We start from the raw sequence: 18222 nt of genomic DNA, 5'->3' as shown, positions 1-18222 counted from the left end.
AACTTGATTGATCGACCATCCGGGCATCTCCGGGAACGGGCGGCAAGCGGTTGGAGAAAATCAAGGTTAGGGTGGTGTCCGATCAGGTTGAACCGCTCCGGTCCACGCGGCCTGCCGTTCCACTCGCCGCGTTGCGTTAGGCCATGGGCCCAACCTACGGTTCGATGCAGGGCGGAGGTGATACGGGCCGTCGATCGTAGGTTGTGCCCATGGCCCAACGCATCGGTTCGGTTGCTCTGGGCGGATCGACCTGATCGGGCACAGCTCTAGCAGTGTCCGAGCTTCGTCGGTGGTGGATTTGGGCACTGGGATGGCATAGGAAAGCCAAGGCACGACCAGCGGCTGCACGTCGCTTCGATACGTTGCCGTGTTAAGCGCCTCATCTTCCACTCTGCCAAGTGTATGGGACGCAGGAAGCCGGAGCCTTCTTGTCAGTACTTGGCTGGTCGACCGGAGCCAACAGAGTCGCCCTCGGTGGTCTGATCGGATATGCCGGATTCGGCTGATTGGCCCTCGCATTTTCACTCAGCGGACAGTTCATCGACACCACTGTTCAGGACTACTAGGACTACTAGGAATACTAGGAAGACTATGCTTTTCGCATTATTGGATTTTCGGCAACGCATACACTGTCGCGGCAGGTATTGCGATTGGATTTCGGCTGGTCTCTACCAACGGCGGTTCTCTTTATCGTCAGTTCGGATACGGTTCTGCAATCCGGACATGCGCAAGTTCTGACCTTATCGTTAGAGCAGCGCATCTGTTCGTATGGTTGATGGTGCGCGCTATCCGCTCTGGTCACGGACAACCTAACGACGGCACTGGGTTGGGGAAGCGCAGCCTTCATGTCGTATGCGGCATGGCTGCTTCCCGCTTTCTGCACCGCGTGATCTTTGGCCTTTTACACACTTCTCCGTATGGTGGCTTTGCCCTTTACCGGGAAGACAGGCAGAGACATATGCATCCAAGGTTTGATGTTGGTACGGCGTCACGCGCTGGTTCCGGTGCTCTTGCTGGTTAAAAAGGAAAATCCGGACATGACGCGCTTGCGCGTGGACAATCTGCTGGTCGAACGCGGCCTCGTCGAAAGCCGGTCGAAGGCACAGGCGCTGATCATGGCGGGCCTTGTCTATACCGACACGCTACGCATCGACAAGGCGGGCCAGATGCTGATGGCCGATGCCCCCCTCTCGGTCAAGGGACAGGATCATCCCTGGGTATCGCGCGGCGGGCTGAAGCTGGTCGAGGGGCTGGACCGTTTCGCCATCGACGTGGAGGGGCTGGCCTGCCTCGATGTCGGCGCCTCGACCGGTGGCTTCACCGACGTCCTGCTGTCCCGTGGAGCCGCCAAGGTCTATGCGGTCGATGTCGGGCATGGACAGCTTGCCTGGAAGCTGCGGCAGGACCCGCGCGTCGTGGTTCTGGAACGGACCAACGCGCGCCATCTGACAGCGGCGGAAATCCCCGATCCGGTCGATCTGGTAGTCTGCGACGCCAGCTTCATCAGCCTGATGACGGTGCTTCCCGCGCCGCTCGCCCTGACGCGGCCGGGCGCCAGGCTGGTGGCGCTGATCAAGCCCCAGTTCGAGGTGGGCAAGGGCCGGGTGGGCAAGGGGGGAGTGGTGCGCGATCCCGTACTCCACACCGAAGTCTGCGATAACGTCTCCGCTTGGCTGTCCGGGTTACCCGGATGGCGCCTCCTGGGCATTGCCGAAAGCCCGATCCTGGGACCGGAAGGAAACCGGGAATTCCTCGTCGGGGTGTTCGGGAAGGCTGACGGGTCACCCCGCTTGAAAGAGGCGCGTCACAGAATGAACACGGCCGACCCCTGATCCCTTGCCGGTAAATGACGCGCCATCGAATCAGCGCCAGCAAACCGGAAACCTCCATGACGGCACAAACGACCACAAGCGGGACCAACCGCGGCAAGAGCGATGGCTTGGCACTCCTCCGGTACTTCAATGCCGCCATTCCGGTGTTCGTCTGGCTGACGCCCCTGGGCTCCGGGCTCCTGTCCCTGCACATGGGCAAGAGCATGGCCTGGGACCTGCTCCACTATCATTATTACAACGGCTATGCCTTCCTGAACGACCGACTGGGCTACGACATCGTGCCCGCGGTCTTCCATACCTTCCTCAACCCGGCGCTCGACATCGCCTTCTATGCCGGGGTGGAAGCATTGCCGGCGCGTGCCGTCGGGTTCATCCTCGGCGCCATCCATGGCGTCAACGTGATCATGCTGTTCCACTGCGCCCGCCTCGTGCTCGGACCGCGGGTGAGGGGATTTGCCGCGATGCCCAACCTGCTGCCGGGCTTCCTGGCGGTCGCCGGCTTCGGAACGGCGGCGGCCATGGGCACGCTGGGGTCCTGGCATCACGACCTGATCGCCAGCCTGTTCTTCCTGGGGGCGCTCCTGATCCTCCTGGCCAGGCCCGCCGCCGGCGTCCCGCGGGCGCCGAAACTGCTGCGTCCGGCTTGCGCCGGGCTGGTGGTCGGGATCGGCTTGGGGTTGAAGCTGACCTTGGCGCCCTTTGTGCTCGCGATCGTCGCGGCTCCCCTGGCGGCAGCCGGCCGGGTTCGCGACCGGATGCTGGCCTGCGTCGCGGCCGGAGCCGCTGCGGGAATGGGCCTGATGCTGTCGGCGGGCTTCTGGATGGCGCGGATGCAAGCCGAGTTCGGCAATCCCTTTTTCCCGTTCTTCAACCGCCTGTTCGAATCGCCCTTCGCCGGCGCGGGGGAAGGTCGGGACCTGCGCTACCTTCCGGCGGACGTGCTGGAATACCTGGTCTATCCCGTCCTCTTCAGTTTCGACGGCGATCGGATCTCCGAAGCGCCCTGGCGGGACTTCCGGCTTCTGGCGGCCTTCGCCGTGGCGATCGCCCTGCTCGCCGCCGCCTTGACGAACCGCATGGTCCGTTGGCGGTTGAACGGGGGGACCTTCACCGGGCCTAACGCCCGGATGCTGTTGTGGACGGCGCTGGTCGGCTATGCCGGCTGGCTGGTCCTGTTCTCGATCTACCGCTACGCGGTGCCGCTGGAAATGCTGGTGCCGCTGCTGCTCTGCGTGATGCTGGTAGCGCTGTTCGGCACCCGCGCCGGCGTGTATGCCACGGGTGCGTGCTGTCTGCTCCTGGTGATGACCACCAGCAAGGCGGACTTCGCCCGCAGGGACTGGGGCGACGACCCGTTCGTCGGAGCTTCGGTACCCACGCAGTACCGCGGCCTGCGGGACGCCGTGATCCTGATGGCGGGGCGCAGCGCCGACGCGCACTTCATCCCAGCCTTCGATCCATCGAATCGCTTCATCCGGCTCGACGGCTTCGACTATGTCTACCGCGCCGGCAATCCCTTCACCCGCCAGGCGGCGGCGATCGTTTCGGGGCACGAAGGGCCGGTTTTCGGCATGTTCCGCCGTGACCGGCGCGGACAGGGCGTGGAGTCGACGTTTCGGTCCTTCGGCTTCGCCATCCAGGACGCCAGCTGCGCCAAGGTGGAGTCGAGCGTCCGCCCACCCGAGCCGACATTCCTGTGCCGGCTCGCGCCTCTCGGCTCGGGTTAGCGGAGCAGGCCGGTCGGCGGCATGGACAGGGTCTCCGCCGCCGGATCGCGGACCAGAGGGGCGAGTTCCCGAAGCAGCGGCTGCAGCCGCGTCATCACCGCCGATGTCGCGGCCGCCTCCGACCGTCCGGAGACCAGGTCGAGCGCCTGCCGCCAGGGTGATTTCGGTTCCGGGAAGAGCCGCAGCGTCACGCCGGCGTCACGGGCGATGCCGGCCGCCTCCCGGGCGAAGCCCACCGCCGCGTCCATGTCTCCCAGTTCGTCGACCAGGCCCAGCGCCTTGGCCTGGGAGCCTGTCCAGACACGGCCCTTGGCGATGTCCCGCACGGCGGTGGCCGGAAGCTTGCGCGCCTCGGCAACGTTCCGCACGAAGGCGCCGTAGATGTCGTCCAGCAGGGTGTCGAGCCGCTGGGATTCGCTCTCGCTATAGGGTGACAGGGGAGACCACATGGTGGCGTTGCGGCCGCGGGTCACCTGCTCCCAGTCGATGCCGAGCCTGTCCCAGAGCCCTGATGTCACCACCTTGCCGCCGACGACGCCGATGGACCCGGTCAGGGTGCCGGGCTGCGCGACGATCCGGTCGGCGTTCATGGCGATCCAGTAGCCTCCCGAGGCCGCAGCCTCGCCCATGGAGACGACCACGGGCTTGCCCGCTTCCCGTGCCTTGACCAGCGCCCGGCGGATCGTCTCCGACGCGACGGCGGAACCGCCGCCGCTGTCGATCCGGAAGAGGATGGCTCGCACCCTTGGATCGCCGGCTGCTTCCTCGAAGGCGCCGGCCACGTCGTCCGACCCCATCGACGCCGCGCCCATCAGCGGATCGACGCCGCTCTCTCCCCGCTGGATCGAGCCGGTACCGTAGATCAGCGCGATCGTCGGCCCGGCCTCATGGGGTCGACCGGCGGCGTTCAGATAGTCGCCGCCCTCGACCAGTTCGGCGCCGGCCCCTGCGCGGTCCAGCGCGGCGTCCCTGATCTCGTCGAAATATCCCAGTTGGTCCACCAGCTTCGCCTCCAGGGCTTCCCGGTCCAGGAACGGTCCCCGGTCGACCAGCTGGCGCAGGCTGGCGGGATCCATGTCCCGTCCCTTTGCGATGCCGGAGACGAGCTGCTCGTGCAGGTCGCCGACCAGGGCCTCCATCATCTCCCGGTGCGGTTCGGTGAAGCCCCGTTCGGTGAAGGTGTTCATGAAGCTCTTGTATTCTTCACGGTGCCGCAGTTCGGGCTGGACCCGCAGCTCGTCCAGCGCTTCGCGGGCGAACGGGACCGTGGCGCCGATGCCGGTCAAACCCACCATCCCGACGGGCTGAAGCCAGATCCGGTCGAACGCGCTGGCCAGATAGTACGCGCGGTCGCCCGGTCCCAGTTCGCCGAACGTCTCGGCGAACGCGAACGCGAAGCGCCCGCTGTCGCGGAACCGCTGGATCGCTGCCCGCAGCTCCTGGACCTTGCCCGTACCGATCCGGTCTCCGCCGAGCCGCGCCACGACGCCCTTCACCCTGGGGTCGCTCCGCGCGCGGTCGAGCGCGTCGACCATGTCGCGCAGGCTTTCCGTACGCGCGAACAGCGCGCCCGCAAGCGCGTCGTCGGGCACGTACTCCGCCAGCGGCTGGTCCAGGTCCAGGTCGAGTACGATGGTCTCGGGAACGGGCTCCTCCCGCTCGATGGCGCGATAGGCGAGATAGCCCCCGCCGGCGGCCAGCAGCACGGTGATCAGGCCGATCAGCGCGAAAAGGCCCTTGATGAAGCGGAACATCATGTCTCCCGAATTGGACCGTGCCGGCTGCTGCCCGAGTGTTGGACGGCCTACCGGTCCATTCCGTGGTACTCGGGGTTGGGCATCATATCAACTGCCGAAGCGACCCGGTTGGACATGTTGTAGAAGCCGGCGACGTCGGCGATGTCGAAGATGTCGGCCTCGGCGAAGCCGGCGTCGCGTAGCGCCTGGCGATCCTCCTCGCCCATCAGATGCGGCGTCACGGTGAGCTTCCAGGCGAAATCCAGCATGGCGCGGTGGCGCCCTTGCAGCGGCGCCACGCGATAGTTCATCACCAGCATCTCGCCCAGCTGGGGGTCGCCCGAAAGCCTGCGCACCGCCTGCCCGTGGGCGACCAGGCAATAGTAGCACCGGTTGGCGGAGGACACGACGACCGCGATCATCTCCCGCTCCAGCTTGTCCAGGCCGCTGCCGCCCAGCATCAGCTCGTTGTAAAGCTTGATGAATGTACGCAGCTTTTCCGGCCGCGCGCTGTAGGCTCGCAGCACGTTCGGGACCAGGCCGAGCTTGTCCACGCATTTGGTGAAATACGCCTGAAGATCGTCGTCCAGGGTGTCCGCGTCGGGTACGGGCAGGGCCATCGGGTGATCCGGCTGTGGCATCCGTGTGTTTCCTCCTGGGTAGTGGCGGATCTGTTTTGACCCGTCTATTGTGCGGCCCATACACTGTCCTATGTAGGCGGTACGGATTCAAGCCCGGTACGGTGTCGGACGCCATCCACCCCGTACGTCCTCCGCGTAAAGCCCGCGGGCTCCCTTTTTTGTTGATGGTTGCTCTCCCATGACTGCCGTTATCGGTGCCGAAACGGCCTGCGACACACGCCGCATCACCGACCTCCTGACCGAGTTCCGGGAGAACCTTCCGGCCGAGCGCGTCAGCCTCGCCGACCTCGTGGACGCCTTGCGTCACCGCGCCTTCGGTGGATTCATGCTGGCGATGGCGTTGCCGACGCTGCTGCCGCTCCCGATCGGAATGGCGATCGTGTTCGACCTTCCGCTCGTGCTGCTGTCGGTCCAACTGATGGTCGGGAGGCAATCGGTCTGGCTGCCGCGCGGGCTGCTCAGGGGCAGCATCAAGCGGGATCAGGCGGCGCGCATGCTCGACAGGCTCATCCCGTTGATGCGCCGGCTCGAAGGCGTGCTCAGGCCGCGCATGCTATGGCTTACCTCGCCCCTCGGCGAACGTCTGATCGGCGCGCTGTGCGTGGCCCTGTGCGTCGTCCTGATGACGCCCATTCCGCTGCTGGGCTGGTTCCCGGCGATCGCGCTGTGCGTGATCTCACTGGGGCTTGCCGAGCGCGACGGCGTGATGCTGATGGCCGGGTTCGGCCTGAGCGTCGCGACGGTGTTCGTTTCCGCGGCGATCTTGGCCGGTGTGGTCCAGGCGGGCGAGGCGCTGGTCCCTATCCTCGGGCTTTAGGGAAGGGTCCGCGGCGGCCTGCCGCCCCAGGATAGCCCCGACCACGTGACGGAGCTGGTCGGCCTGCACGGGCTTGTGCAGCAGATGGCTGCCGTTGGCCCTGGCCTCGCGCAGCCGTTCCGGTGCTGTATCCCCGGTCATGATGATGGCGGGCAGGTCGGGCGACAGGCGGGATCGCGCCAGAGCCACGGCGTCGGCGCCCGTGGCGCCGCCAGGCAGGCGATAGTCGGCGATGATGAGTGCCGGCGTCGCTTCCAGCCTGTCGAGGCTGTCGGCCAGCTCCTCGATCGCCTGGGCAGTGACGACCGGCAGCCCCCATTCCTCGAGCAGCATCTCCAAGGCACCCATGACGGCGGGATCGTCCTCGATCAGGAGCACGGGCCGGCAGGCGAAGGTGCCCTCGACGGCGTCGTCGCGGGCTCGGGGCTCCGGGGCCGGCAGGGATGCCGGTGCCGCGACCGGGAGGGTCACCGAGAAGACCGATCCCTTTCCGACGCTGGAGCGCAGGGCCACGGGATGGCCGAGCATTCTGGCGATCCGGCTGACGATCGCAAGGCCGAGCCCGAACCCGCGGCTGCGGTCCCGCTCCGGGTTGGCGATCTGGTAGAACTCCTCGAAGATCCTGTGTTGCTGCCCCTCCGGAATGCCGGGGCCGGTATCGGCGATCTCGATTCTCAGATTATCGCCGCATCGGCGGCAACCCAGCAGGATCCGGCCCGAGGCGGTATGCGCCACGGCGTTGGCCAGCAGGTTGCGTAGGATGCGGATCAGAAGGTCCGGGTCGGTGGCGACGTTGGCGGCGCAGGGCACGGTCCGCAGGGTGATGCCCTTCAATTCCGCCTGCGGCGAGAACTCGGCGTGCAGGCGCGACAGGATCTCGCCGATCGGAACGGGCCTGGGCGTCGTTTCGATAAGTTCCGCGTCAAGACGCGACAGATCGAGCAGGTCCCCCAGCATTCCATGGACGGCGTCGATCGAGGACCGCACCCGCTCCAGGACCTCGCGCGCCTTCGGTTCCGTGATCCTGCCGTCCAGCACGCCGAGGAACAGCGACGCCGCCTGGATCGGCTGGCGCATATCGTGGCTGATCGCGGCCAGGAACTGCGATTTCGCCCGGCTGGCGCGCTCCGCTTCCGCCGTGGCGGCGGCGAGCTTGTTCTCCGAGTTCTTCAGCGACGTGACGTCGGTCGATATCCCGCAGACATAGTGCTTGCCGTTGCGTTCGTCGCTGACGCGGAACTTGCGGGCGAGGTATGTATGCACCTCCTCGCCGATGACCGCCGTCTCCTCGAAGGTCCGCGGCTCTCCGGTTTCGAGGATCGTGCGGTCGTTGGCCCGGAACTGCGCGCACATTTCCGGTGGGAAGAACTTGTCGTCCGTCTGTCCCCGCGCCTCCGCGTCGCTGACGTGGAAGATCCGCTCGCAGTGCGGGTTGATCTTCACGTAGCGCCCGGCTTCATCCTTGATGTAAAGGATTGCCGGAACCTGGTCGAAGAAGGCCTGAAGGAAATGGCTCAGATTCACATCCTCCATTTCCTTCGCGCTATCGCCCGTCCCGGTCTGGTTGTCCGTTTCGGCAGGCATCGTGCGAACACCACCCTGAACCGTTCCCTTAACTAACGAACTGAAACAGACCAGGGATTGAATCGGCCCAATCGGGATTTGAAAAGAATGCTTCGGGACGCGGGCGCCGATTCCGGTCTATTGTTCATCCCCCGCACTGTGCGCGGTGGCGCATCATGTGGTCGGCCAGGACGCAGGCCACCATCGCCTCGCCGACGGGCACCGCCCTTATGCCGACGCAGGGGTCGTGCCGCCCCTTGGTCAGGATCTCGGTCTCGTTGCCGTCCAGGTCGATGGTCCTCCGCGGCGTCAGGATCGAACTGGTCGGCTTGACGGCGAAACGCACGACGATGTCCTGCCCGGTCGATATGCCGCCCAGGATGCCGCCCGCATGGTTGGACAGAAACTGGACCGAACCGTCCGGGTTGCGGCGCATCTCGTCGGCATTGGCCTCCCCGGACAGTTCGGCGGCGCCGAAGCCTTCGCCGATCTCGACCCCCTTGACCGCGTTTATGGTCATCATGGCGCGGGCGAGGTCGCTGTCCAGCTTGTCGTACAGCGGGTCGCCCCAGCCGACCGGCACGCCGGACGCCACCACCTCGATGACCGCGCCGACGCTGGAGCCGCTCTTTCGGATCTCGTCCAGGTAGGTTTCCCAGTGGGCGGCCGCTTCGGCATCGGGGCAGAAGAACGGGTTGGCGTCCACCTGACTCCAATCCCAGCGCTCGCGGTCGATCCGGTGCGGGCCGACCTGGACCAGCGCCCCGCGGATCGTGACGCCGTCTCCCAACGCCTTACGCGCGATGGCCCCGGCGGCGACGCGGCAGGCCGTCTCCCGCGCGGACGACCTGCCGCCGCCGCGATAGTCGCGAATGCCGTACTTTTCCTGATACGTATAGTCGGCATGGCCGGGCCGGAACTTGCGCGCGATGTCGCCGTAGTCCTTGGACCGCTGGTCCTGGTTCTCGATCATCAGCGACACGGGCGTGCCGGTGGTCAGCCCCTCGAACACGCCGGACAGGATGCGTACCGTGTCCGGTTCACGCCGCTGGGTGGTGAACCGGCTTTGTCCCGGCTTGCGCCGGTCCAGGAAGTGCTGGATGTCGGCCTCGCTGAGCGGCAGCCTCGGCGGCACCCCGTCCACGACGGCACCGATGGCGATCCCGTGGCTCTCGCCCCAGGTGGTGAATCGGAAGGCCGTGCCGAAGCTGTTTCCCGCCATGGTCTCAGCCCTTGGCCGCGCCGGAAGATCCCTGTCCGGTCAGCCCCTGCAGGAGCTGCGCCGTCTCCGCCGCCGAGTCGACGGCGACCATGCCGACCGTATGGTAACCGGCATCCACGTGATGGACCTCGCCGGTAACGCCGGAAGCCAGGTCGCTCAGCAGGTAGAGCGCCGAGCCGCCCACTTCAGAGATGGTGACGTTGCGCTTCAGCGGGGCGTTCAGCTCGTTCCACTTCAGGATATAGCGGAAATCGCCGATGCCGCTGGCCGCCAGGGTCTTGATCGGTCCGGCGGAGATCGCGTTGACACGAATGTTGTGGCCGCCTAGATCGACGGCGAGATACCTTACGCTCGCTTCCAGCGCCGCCTTCGCCACGCCCATGACATTGTAGTGCGGCATGACCCGTTCGGCCCCATAGTAGGACAGGGTCAGCAGGCTGCCACCGTCGGTCATCAGGGGAACGGCGCGCTGGCAGCACGCGGTGAACGAATAACAGGAAATATCCATCGTACGCGCGAAGTTGGAGCGCGAGGTGTTGAGATACTTGCCGTCCAATTCGTTCTTATCCGAGAAGGCGATCGCATGCACCAGAAAGTCGAGCTTGCCCCACTGGTCCTGAATGGCCTTGAAGGTGGCGTCGAGGCTCGCTTCGTCGGTCACGTCGCACGGCACCACGATCGGGGACTTGACCGATTCGGCCAGCGGCTTGACGCGCTTGCCCAGGGCGTCGCCCTGATAGGTGAACGCGAGTTCGGCGCCGTGCGCGGCGAGCGCGCTGGCAATACCCCAGGCGATCGACCGTTCGTTGGCCACGCCCATGACCAGGCCACGCTTGCCGGCCATGAGTTGGGAAGAAGTAGACATCGAGGCCTCGTGTTTTTGCTGTCGGCGCTTGAAAGCGGCCGGCATCGTACACCAAAGAAAATGCGGGTCAAAGGTGGGATGGGTCGGGGCGGGCCGGACAGGAAAAGCGCATTGCATATGACGGCAACCACATCGCCCCCGTTCCGCCAGCCGCGGGAGCGTCGGTGATGCAGTTCCAGCTCGGCCGGACTTCGGAAAGGGTCAAGGCGTTGCCGTCAAGGCTGCGCGACTTCGCCAGCTTCATGCAGCACCTGTTCAAGCGCTATTTCGAGGACGACTGCCTGACAACCTCGGCGGCGCTGACCTATACGTCGCTGCTGGCCGTGGTGCCGCTGATGACCATCGGCTTCGCGATCTTCCGGGCCTTTCCCGCCTACGAGATGCTCCAGCAGCAGGCGCAGACCCTGATCCTGCGCAACCTGGTGCCGGAGGTCGGCGACGCCATCCAGGACACGATCATCCAGTTCGCCGGCAACGCCGGACAGCTCACGGCCTTCGGCATCGTCGGCCTGGCGATCACTTCCGTGATGCTGTTCTGGACGATCGAGGGTTCCTTCAGCGCGATCTGGCGGGTGTCGGAGCCGCGCTCGCTGATCACGCGCCTTCTGGCCTTCTGGGCGATCCTGACGCTGACGCCCCTGCTGTTCGGCGCCAGCCTGTCGTTCTCCAGCTACCTGCTGGCGACGTTCCAGTTCAACACCGAGGCCGAGATCATCCGGACATGGCGGCTGATGCTGCCGGGACTGTTCGAGTGGATCGGGTTCACGCTGATCTACCTGCTGATCCCCAACCGCGCGGTCCGCTGGCAGGACGCCGTCCTGGGAGCCTTCATCGCGGCGGTCCTGCTGGAAGTCTCCAAAGGCCTGTTCGGCTGGTACATCACCCAGTTCCCGGCCTACCGCACCATCTACGGCGCCCTGTCGAGCATCCCGATCTTCCTGCTCTGGCTCTATATCGCCTGGTCCACCGTTCTGATCGGCGCGGAGGTCGCGGCAGCCCTGCCGGAATGGCGGGCCGGCAAGATCACCAAGATCGGTCCCGAGGGGCTGCTGCCGGCGCAGCGGGTCGCGGTGGCGCTGGCCGTGCTGGCCGAACTGCTGCGCGCCAGCCATTTGGGGGTCGGCATGCGCCGCCGTACCCTGATCGGCCGGGTGCCGGTCGGCGCCGCCGTGATCGACGGCATGCTGGAGCAGCTCCGGCAGAGCCATTGGGTCGCCCGGACCAGCCAGGGCGCCTGGGTGACCACCCGCGACCTCAGTTCCTCGACCCTGCACGACCTGCTGAAGGGGCTTGGCATCGGTCTGCGCGGAACGGTCCGGGGCGTCGGCGCCCTGGACGCTCCCTGGCAGGAGCGGTGCGCCAAGCTGCTGGAGGCGGCGGACGAGGCGGAGAAGGACCTGCTTTGCATCCCGATCAAGGACCTGCTGTGCCCGCCCCACGAAAGCGCGGACTTCCTGAGCTACAGCCACAGCCGCCGCCGCGCCGGGGAGTGAGGCCTGACCGTCACTTGAACGTCATGACAATTCCTTAACCTTGTGATGGTGCGCACTGCCTGCCGCCCGGCGGTTTGCGATGGGTGTCGCACGGAACGCGGTTCAGGGAGAGAGTGATGGCGGTTTCGTTTACTTTGAATGGCAAGCCGGTCACCTTGGACGTCGATCCGGAGATGCCCCTGCTATGGGCGATCCGGGATTTCGCCGGCCTGACGGGAACCAAGTTCGGCTGCGGCATGGCCCAGTGCGGCGCCTGCACGGTGCATGTGGAAGGCCAGCCGGCCCGGTCGTGCTCCCTGGCGGCCGGCGATGTCGGCGGCCAGTCGGTTACCACCATAGAAGGCATCTCGGGCAAGGCGGCGACCGCGGTCCAAGCCGCCTGGGAACGGTTCGAGGTGCCGCAATGCGGCTATTGCCAGTCCGGCCAGATCATGTCTGCGGTGGCCCTGCTGGAGCAGACGCCCAAGCCGAGCGACGACGACATCAATGCCGCGATGAGCGGCAACATCTGTCGCTGCGCGACATATGTGCGCATCCGCGCCGCGATCCATGACGCTTCCGGCAAGATGGAGGGCTGATCCATGCTCAGGAATTTCGCGATCGACCCGAGAACCAGCCGGCGCCGGTTCCTTCAGGGCAGCGCCGCCGCGGCGGCCGGCCTGACCATCGGCTTCCACTGGAGCGTCGGGCCGAGAGTCGCGTCCGCGGCCTCGAACGGCGGGAGCTTCGCCCCCAACGCTTTCGTGCGCATCGGCACCGACAACACCGTCACCGTGCTGTCCAAGCATCTGGAGATGGGGCAGGGCGTCTATACCGGCTTGGCAACCCTCGTCGCCGAGGAGCTTGACGCCGACTGGTCGCAGGTCCGCGTCGAAGGCGCGCCGGCCGATGCCTCGCTCTACAACAACCTGGCGTTCGGCCCGGTCCAGGGCACCGGCGGCAGTTCGTCCATCGCCAACTCATACGAACAGCTTCGCAGGGCCGGCGCCACCGCCCGCGCCCTGCTGGTCGAGGCGGCTGCGCGGGAGTGGAAGGTGGAACGCGCCGAGGTCACGGTCGAGAAGGGCGTCGTCTCCCACGCCGCGTCGAGCAGGTCGGCGACCTTCGGCGATCTGGCGGCCAAGGCGGCGGGCCTGCCGGTACCGGCCGACGCGCCGCTGAAGGACCCGTCCAGGTTCACCCTGATCGGCACGTCGGTACCGCGCGTCGATACCCGGTCGAAGTCGAACGGCACGGCGCAGTTCGCCCTGGACGTGGTTCTGCCCGGCATGGTAACCGCCGTGATCGCCCGCCCGCCGGTGTTCGGCGCCAACGTCAAGTCCGTGGACGACGCGAAGGCGCTGGCGATCCCCGGCGTGGTCAAGGTCGTACGGGTCCCTTCCGGCGTGGCGGTCGTAGCCACGAATTTCTGGGCCGCCTCCAAGGGCCGCGAGGCCCTGGCGATCGAATGGGACGAGTCCCGGGCCGAGACCCGCGGCACGGCCGAACTGATGGCGGAGTACAAGGCGCGGGCCGGGAAGCCGGGCGCCCCGGCCCGCGTCGAAGGCGACGCCGCCAAGGCGCTCGCGGGCGCCGCGAAGACGGTGACGGCCTCCTTCGAATTCCCTTACCTGGCCCATGCCCCGATGGAGCCGCTGGACTGCGTCGTCCGGCTTGACGCGTCCGGATGCGAGATCTGGGCAGGCGACCAGTTCCAGACGATCGATCAGGGCAACGCCGCGGCGGCGGCCGGGCTCAAGCCCGAGCAGGTCAGGATAAACACGCTGGTGGCCGGCGGCAGCTTCGGACGCCGGGCCAACGCCGCCTCGGACTACATCGTGGAGGCGGTCCATGTGGCCAAGGCGCTGGACCGGGGAACGCCGGTCAAGCTGGTCTGGACGCGGGAGGACGACATCCGCGGCGGCCGGTACCGGCCCATGTATTACCACACCCTGACCGCCGGCCTGGATGCGAGCGGAACGCCCGTCGCGTGGCGGCACCGGATCGTCGGCCAGTCCATCATCGGCGGCACGCCCTTCGCCCCGGTGCTGATCAAGGACGGCGTGGACGGGACATCGGTCGAGGGTGCCTCGAACCTGCCCTACGACATCCCCAACATGCTGGTGGACCTGCACACGACGGAGGTCGGCGTGCCGGTTCTGTGGTGGCGGGCCGTCGGCAGCACCCACACCGCCTATTCGACGGAGGTCTTCATCGACGAACTGGCGAGTGCCGCCGGCAAGGACCCCGTCGATTTCCGCCGCGCGCTGCTGGCCAAGCACCCTCGGCACATGGGCGTGCTCAACCTGGCGGCGGAGAAGGCCGGCTGGGGCACGCCGCTGCCGCAGGGCAAGGCGCGCGGCGTCGCGGTCCACGAATCCTTCTCGACATATGTCGCTCAGGTGGCCGAAGTCACCATGCAGCCGGACGGGTCGGTCAAGGTGGACCGGGTGGTCTGCGCGGTGGACTGCGGCCTCGCCATCAATCCCGACGTGATCCGGGCTCAGATGGAAGGGGGCATCGGCTTCGGCCTGGGCGGCGTGATGTACGGGGAGGTGACGCTGGACAAGGGCAGGGTGGAGCAGTCCAACTTCCACGACTACCGGGTGCTCCGCATCGAGGAGATGCCGGCCGTGGAGGTCCACATCGTCCCATCGGCCGCGGCACCCACCGGCGTCGGCGAGCCGGGTGTGCCACCCGTCGGCCCGGCCGTCGCCAACGCCGTGTTCGCCGCCACGGGCCGGCGCATCCGGAACCTGCCGTTCACCCGCGATATGAACGTGTAAGGGTGGGCATCATGCCCACCCCCGCTGATCGCCGGAAACCGGCGTTCAGATGACGACGAAGTAGGCGATCAACAGCGCGATCGCCGCGAGCACGAAGGAGATGGTGAGAACGTAGCGTCCGACCCCCTCCTTCGTCCCCTGCTTGGCGTCTACCGAGTTCAGTTTCTTTTCTGCCATGGTGGTTCAACCCATCGAAGGAGGGACTTGGCTGGGCGGCAAGTCCGGCTGCGGAGCCGGCGGCACTTCGGCGGGACCCGGATTGGGCAGATCCTCGTTGGGAAGCGGCGAGCCACCCGGCGGGAGCGGCTGCGGCGGGAGTGGCTGCGGGGGGAGCAAATCGGCCTCCACTTGGTTGCGTATACCAACCTTAACAGGGGAAACCGCATTTCCGTTCAGGGGGGTGGCGAAGATGATCGGCGCCGGCGTCCGCTTCCGGTCGGATCCGTGCATCGACCTTCTTCGACGGGCGATGATGTCGTATTGTAGCATCATTGCCGAAGGGGGCTGGACTATGGGCCGGATGATCACCAGCCGGGAGTCCGATCGGCACCCCGGCAGTGCCAAGAAGGCGGCAGAGGAAGGCCCCGTGATCGTCACCGACCGTGGCGAACCGGCATTCGTGCTGCTGACATATGAGGCATTTCGCCGGCTGTCCGGGGACGTCAACCCGTCGCTTGTTGATCTGCTCCGTCAGGAAGACGGCGATTTCGATTTCGAACCGCCGAGCCTCACAGGCGATGTCGCGCGCCCGCTCGAACTCGACTGATGTTTCTCCTCGATACCACCCTACTGACGGAACTGCGCCGGCCGGAAAAGGCGAACCGTGGGCTGATCACCTGGGTCGAGTCCGTCGTGCCGGCGGAGCTGTTCATTTCGGTCATCACGGTTTTCGAACTGGAACTGGGCACCGAGCAGGCGGCCCGGAGAGATAGCGCCAAGGGGAAGGTGCTTCGTACCTGGATCGATTCCCAGTGATGCCGGCGTTCGACGGCCGCATCCTTCCTGTCGAAGCCGCCGTCGCTCGGTGTTGCGCCGCGTTGCACGTGCCCGATCCGCAGCCACAGCGCGACAGCCTCCTCGCCGCGACCGCGTTGGTTCACCGTTTGATCGTGGTCACCCGCAATCAGCGGGATTTCGAGCCGATGGGTGTCAGGCTGCTCAATCCCTGGCGGAGCGACTGATGGCGCCAGCCGACCTCGGGAAGTCGCCCCCGGCATTCACTCACCCGCGTCGCTCAGCACCCTGAACTTCGGCAGCAGCACGGTCACCGACGTGCCGACACCGACCTCGCTGGCGATCGACAGGCGGCCGCCGTGAAGCTCGATGAAGTTCTTGCTGATGGTCAGTCCCAGCCCCGTCCCTTCATACTCGCGGCTGAAGCTGCCGTTGGCCTGCTGGAACGGCTCCATCACCAAGTCCAGCGATTCCGGCGGGATGCCGATGCCGGTGTCGCCCACATGCACCTCGACATCGCCGTTGGCGGTCACTGTACCCGCCAAGGTGATCCTGCCGCCGGAATGGGTGAACTTCACGGCGTTCGACAGCAGGTTCAGCAGCACCTGCCGCAGGGTCCGCTCGTCGGCCATCACCATCGGCAGATCGGCGGCCATATCCATCTCCAGCGACAGGCCGCGGTCGCGGGCCTGCCCGCCGACGATGGACAGCGCGGTGCGGGCGACCTCGCGGATGTCCACCGCCGTTTCGAAAAGCTGGTACTGCCCGGCCTCGACCTTCGACATGTCGAGCACATTGTTGATGATCTGCAGCAGGTGCTGTCCGCTCTCGTGGATGTCCCGCGTGTAGCTGGCCTGCCGTTCGCTCAGCGAGCCGCCATAGCCGGACTCCAGCATTTCCGAGAAGCCGATGATGGCGTTCAGCGGCGTGCGCAGCTCATGGCTCATGTTGGCCAGGAACTCCGACTTGGCGCGGTTGGCGCGTTCCGCCTCGTCGCGCGCCGTGCGCAGCCGCCGGGCCATCTCCTCCAGGTCGCGGCCCTGCTGCTCCAGACGGGTCTTGGTCTCCTGGAGTTCGCGGATCTGGCCGCGCAGGTGCTTCTCGCGGCGGACCGCGCTGGAGATGTTCTCGATCTGGATCAGGCAGCGCCGCTCGCCGTCCTCGGAATCCAGCGCCCGCACCAGCACGAGCTGGTCGATCGGGTCGCCGAAACGATCGCCTGCCAGACCGTGCAGCGGGAAGGGCATGGGGTTGAAGGCGTGGGAAATGAAACCGGCCCTGCCATGCTCAAGCGCTTCCCGAATGGCCATGTGGGCACGCGATCCCGCTATCACCGGCCATAATCCGGTCAAGGGGGCGCCGAGCGCCGTCGCCTCTGCAATGCCGGAGTGGACGGCCAGCCACCTGTTCCAGACCACCACGCGCTCGTCCCGGTCGATGACGAGGAGGCCGATATCGCTGTTGTGGACGATCAGGTCGGACAGGCCCGGGGGGATCGACATGGCGCCTTCGATTCCGCCCGTCAGGCGTCCATGCTGGCCAGGAAGGCGCGGATGGCGGCCTGGAATGCCTGGATCGACGCGATATCCTGGAGGAAAAGGACATGCCCCTCGATCCGTTTGGCGAACAGGCCGAAATCGACGCGGATGATCAGCACATAGGTGCTGGCCGTCGTGCCGGTCGCCGTCCCGATGATCTCCTCCGGCCGGCCGATCTGATAGACCGGGATCTCTGTCCTGATCTCCGAATGCAGCAGGTTGGCGAAGCTGGCGAGGCAGTGGTTGAGGATCACGTTCCCGACCTCGGTCAGCGCTTCCTCCTCCAGGTCGGTCATGTCGCCCAGCGGCGGGCTGTCGGGCAGCAGGCGGCGGACCAGCTCCAGGCTGCTGCCTTCGGGGAAGATCAGCATGGCCTGGCCGTCGAACGGCCCGGCGAACGTCTGCCGGACCGCGCAGATCCGTTGCCCGGCGGGGCAGCCGAGCTGGTCGGGGGCATCGGTGCGGCGGACGATGTCCAGGCTCGGCACGGAGAGGGCCACCTCGGCATCGACCATCTGCCCCAGCGCGCCGGCGGCCCTGCCCATGCCGAGATTGAACAATTCGATGATCGCGTCGCTTTCCGCTTCCGTCAGCTGCATGACGGTCCTCACGGAATCGATGCCAGGAGGTCGCGCATCTTGTCCGGCGTGATCGGCTTCTCGACGAAGCGGAACCCCTTGTCGGTCACCTTGCGGCGGATGCTGTCCTGGACATTGGCGGTCAGGATGCTGATGTCCAGCTCGGGAAAGCGGCTGTGCAATTCGCAGGACAGGTTAAGCCCGTCCATGCCGGGCATGTTGAAGTCGACGATCGCGACATCCGGCGTGACTTCGTTGACCTTCTCCAAGGCGTCGTCCGCGTTCTTCGCGGTGACGATCTGCCATTCCGGCCGCGCGCCGCGGACCATGCCCGATACCATGTTGCGGGCAAGCTGGCTGTCGTCGATGATCAGGATCGTGGTCATGAAGTCACTTTCAGAAACTTAGAAATGCTGCTGTCCGGACCATGTCGAACGTGCCGTCGGAACGCCCCGGATGGCGCATACAGGTATGGCCGACGAGTCATTTAC

17 protein-coding genes and 1 pseudogene are annotated in these 18222 nt (G+C 66.3%); 9 read left to right on the top strand and 9 right to left on the bottom strand.

The genetic code is table 11. The features are described from left to right. The first annotated feature begins 1037 nt into the window (after nucleotides 1-1037). Nucleotides 1038-1832: a TlyA family RNA methyltransferase gene (locus tag DPR14_RS16520; protein ID WP_158046135.1), complete on the top strand. Its 795-nt coding sequence runs from the start codon at nucleotides 1038-1040 to the stop codon at nucleotides 1830-1832. A gap of 56 nt (nucleotides 1833-1888) precedes the next feature. Continuing rightward, entirely contained in the window at nucleotides 1889-3559 is a 1671-nt protein-coding gene (locus DPR14_RS16515) for a hypothetical protein (protein ID WP_158046134.1), read from the top strand. On the opposite strand, the gene sppA is transcribed toward DPR14_RS16515, so the two are convergent. Next, the gene (gene sppA / locus DPR14_RS16510; RefSeq protein WP_246148233.1) at nucleotides 3556-5316 is read right to left on the bottom strand and encodes a signal peptide peptidase SppA; all 1761 of its coding nucleotides are present in this window, start codon (nucleotides 5314-5316) and stop codon (nucleotides 3556-3558) included. The genes DPR14_RS16515 and sppA overlap by 4 nt on opposite strands. 47 nt (nucleotides 5317-5363) lie before the next feature. Beyond that, nucleotides 5364-5936 carry a peroxidase-related enzyme gene (locus tag DPR14_RS16505; RefSeq protein ID WP_158046133.1) on the bottom strand — a complete coding sequence of 191 codons (573 nt, stop codon included), beginning with the start codon at nucleotides 5934-5936 and terminating at the stop codon, nucleotides 5364-5366. 178 nt (nucleotides 5937-6114) lie between these two features. Here DPR14_RS16505 and DPR14_RS28305 point away from each other — a divergent pair, with 178 nt between their 5' ends. Beyond that, nucleotides 6115-6753 carry an exopolysaccharide biosynthesis protein gene (locus DPR14_RS28305; protein WP_158046132.1) on the top strand — a complete coding sequence of 213 codons (639 nt, stop codon included), beginning with the start codon at nucleotides 6115-6117 and terminating at the stop codon, nucleotides 6751-6753. Between the two features lie 99 nt (nucleotides 6754-6852). On the opposite strand, the pseudogene DPR14_RS16495 reads toward DPR14_RS28305, so the two are convergent. From DPR14_RS16495 to fabI, 3 genes and pseudogenes are all read right to left on the bottom strand, one after another. Beyond that, nucleotides 6853-8286, bottom strand: a pseudogene (locus DPR14_RS16495) (ATP-binding response regulator); the annotation flags it as partial. Nucleotides 8287-8461: 175 nt separating this feature from the next. Then, nucleotides 8462-9538, bottom strand: a complete 1077-nt coding sequence (aroC, locus tag DPR14_RS16490; protein WP_158046130.1) for a chorismate synthase — start codon at nucleotides 9536-9538, stop codon at nucleotides 8462-8464. Nucleotides 9539-9542: 4 nt separating this feature from the next. Further along, the gene (gene fabI, locus DPR14_RS16485) at nucleotides 9543-10403 is read right to left on the bottom strand and encodes an enoyl-ACP reductase FabI (protein WP_158046129.1); all 861 of its coding nucleotides are present in this window, start codon (nucleotides 10401-10403) and stop codon (nucleotides 9543-9545) included. Between the two features lie 167 nt (nucleotides 10404-10570). Here fabI and DPR14_RS16480 point away from each other — a divergent pair, with 167 nt between their 5' ends. The 3 genes from DPR14_RS16480 (at nucleotide 10571) to DPR14_RS16470 (ending at nucleotide 14661) form a co-directional block, all read left to right on the top strand. Further along, complete coding sequence (locus tag DPR14_RS16480) at nucleotides 10571-11896, top strand: YihY family inner membrane protein (RefSeq protein WP_158046128.1); 1326 nt, start codon at nucleotides 10571-10573, stop codon at nucleotides 11894-11896. A 116-nt stretch (nucleotides 11897-12012) separates the two neighbouring features. Further along, a complete protein-coding gene (locus tag DPR14_RS16475; protein WP_158046127.1) occupies nucleotides 12013-12474 on the top strand; it encodes a (2Fe-2S)-binding protein in 462 nt (153 codons plus the stop codon). A gap of 3 nt (nucleotides 12475-12477) precedes the next feature. Next, a complete protein-coding gene (locus DPR14_RS16470; RefSeq protein WP_158046126.1) occupies nucleotides 12478-14661 on the top strand; it encodes a xanthine dehydrogenase family protein molybdopterin-binding subunit in 2184 nt (727 codons plus the stop codon). 45 nt (nucleotides 14662-14706) lie between these two features. Here DPR14_RS16470 and DPR14_RS28740 read toward each other — a convergent pair whose 3' ends face one another. Next, nucleotides 14707-14838 carry a hypothetical protein gene (locus tag DPR14_RS28740; protein WP_281352631.1) on the bottom strand — a complete coding sequence of 44 codons (132 nt, stop codon included), beginning with the start codon at nucleotides 14836-14838 and terminating at the stop codon, nucleotides 14707-14709. 232 nt (nucleotides 14839-15070) lie between these two features. On the opposite strand from DPR14_RS28740, the gene DPR14_RS16460 reads away from it, so the two are divergent. Genes DPR14_RS16460 through DPR14_RS28905 form a run of 3 tightly spaced genes read left to right on the top strand, consistent with a single transcriptional unit; the run spans nucleotide 15071 to nucleotide 15842 of the window. Next, nucleotides 15071-15427 (top strand): type II toxin-antitoxin system prevent-host-death family antitoxin, encoded by a 357-nt coding sequence (locus DPR14_RS16460; RefSeq protein ID WP_246148231.1) that lies wholly within the window; start codon nucleotides 15071-15073, stop codon nucleotides 15425-15427. Then, nucleotides 15427-15636 (top strand): PIN domain-containing protein, encoded by a 210-nt coding sequence (locus DPR14_RS28910; RefSeq protein WP_343038657.1) that lies wholly within the window; start codon nucleotides 15427-15429, stop codon nucleotides 15634-15636. Before DPR14_RS16460 ends, DPR14_RS28910 begins: the two co-directional genes overlap by 1 nt. Then, nucleotides 15636-15842 (top strand): PIN domain-containing protein, encoded by a 207-nt coding sequence (locus DPR14_RS28905; RefSeq protein ID WP_343038656.1) that lies wholly within the window; start codon nucleotides 15636-15638, stop codon nucleotides 15840-15842. Before DPR14_RS28910 ends, DPR14_RS28905 begins: the two co-directional genes overlap by 1 nt. Nucleotides 15843-15878: 36 nt before the next feature. On the opposite strand, the gene DPR14_RS16450 is transcribed toward DPR14_RS28905, so the two are convergent. From DPR14_RS16450 to DPR14_RS16440, 3 genes are read right to left on the bottom strand one after another with little or no spacing between them, the layout of a single operon-like run. After that, nucleotides 15879-17117, bottom strand: coding sequence for a PAS domain-containing sensor histidine kinase (locus tag DPR14_RS16450; protein WP_158046123.1), 1239 nt, complete (start codon nucleotides 17115-17117; stop codon nucleotides 15879-15881). 20 nt (nucleotides 17118-17137) lie between these two features. Beyond that, nucleotides 17138-17752, bottom strand: a complete 615-nt coding sequence (locus DPR14_RS16445; protein WP_158046122.1) for a chemotaxis protein CheC — start codon at nucleotides 17750-17752, stop codon at nucleotides 17138-17140. Between the two features lie 8 nt (nucleotides 17753-17760). After that, nucleotides 17761-18117 carry a response regulator gene (locus DPR14_RS16440; protein ID WP_158046121.1) on the bottom strand — a complete coding sequence of 119 codons (357 nt, stop codon included), beginning with the start codon at nucleotides 18115-18117 and terminating at the stop codon, nucleotides 17761-17763. Nucleotides 18118-18222: the final 105 nt, after the last annotated feature.

Origin of the sequence: Skermanella pratensis, from assembly GCF_008843145.1 — a bacterium.
In the GTDB taxonomy this organism is placed as follows: domain Bacteria; phylum Pseudomonadota; class Alphaproteobacteria; order Azospirillales; family Azospirillaceae; genus Skermanella; species Skermanella pratensis.
Note: the sequence above shows the minus strand (reverse complement) of the source record. Positions and strands in the feature narration are given on the sequence as shown.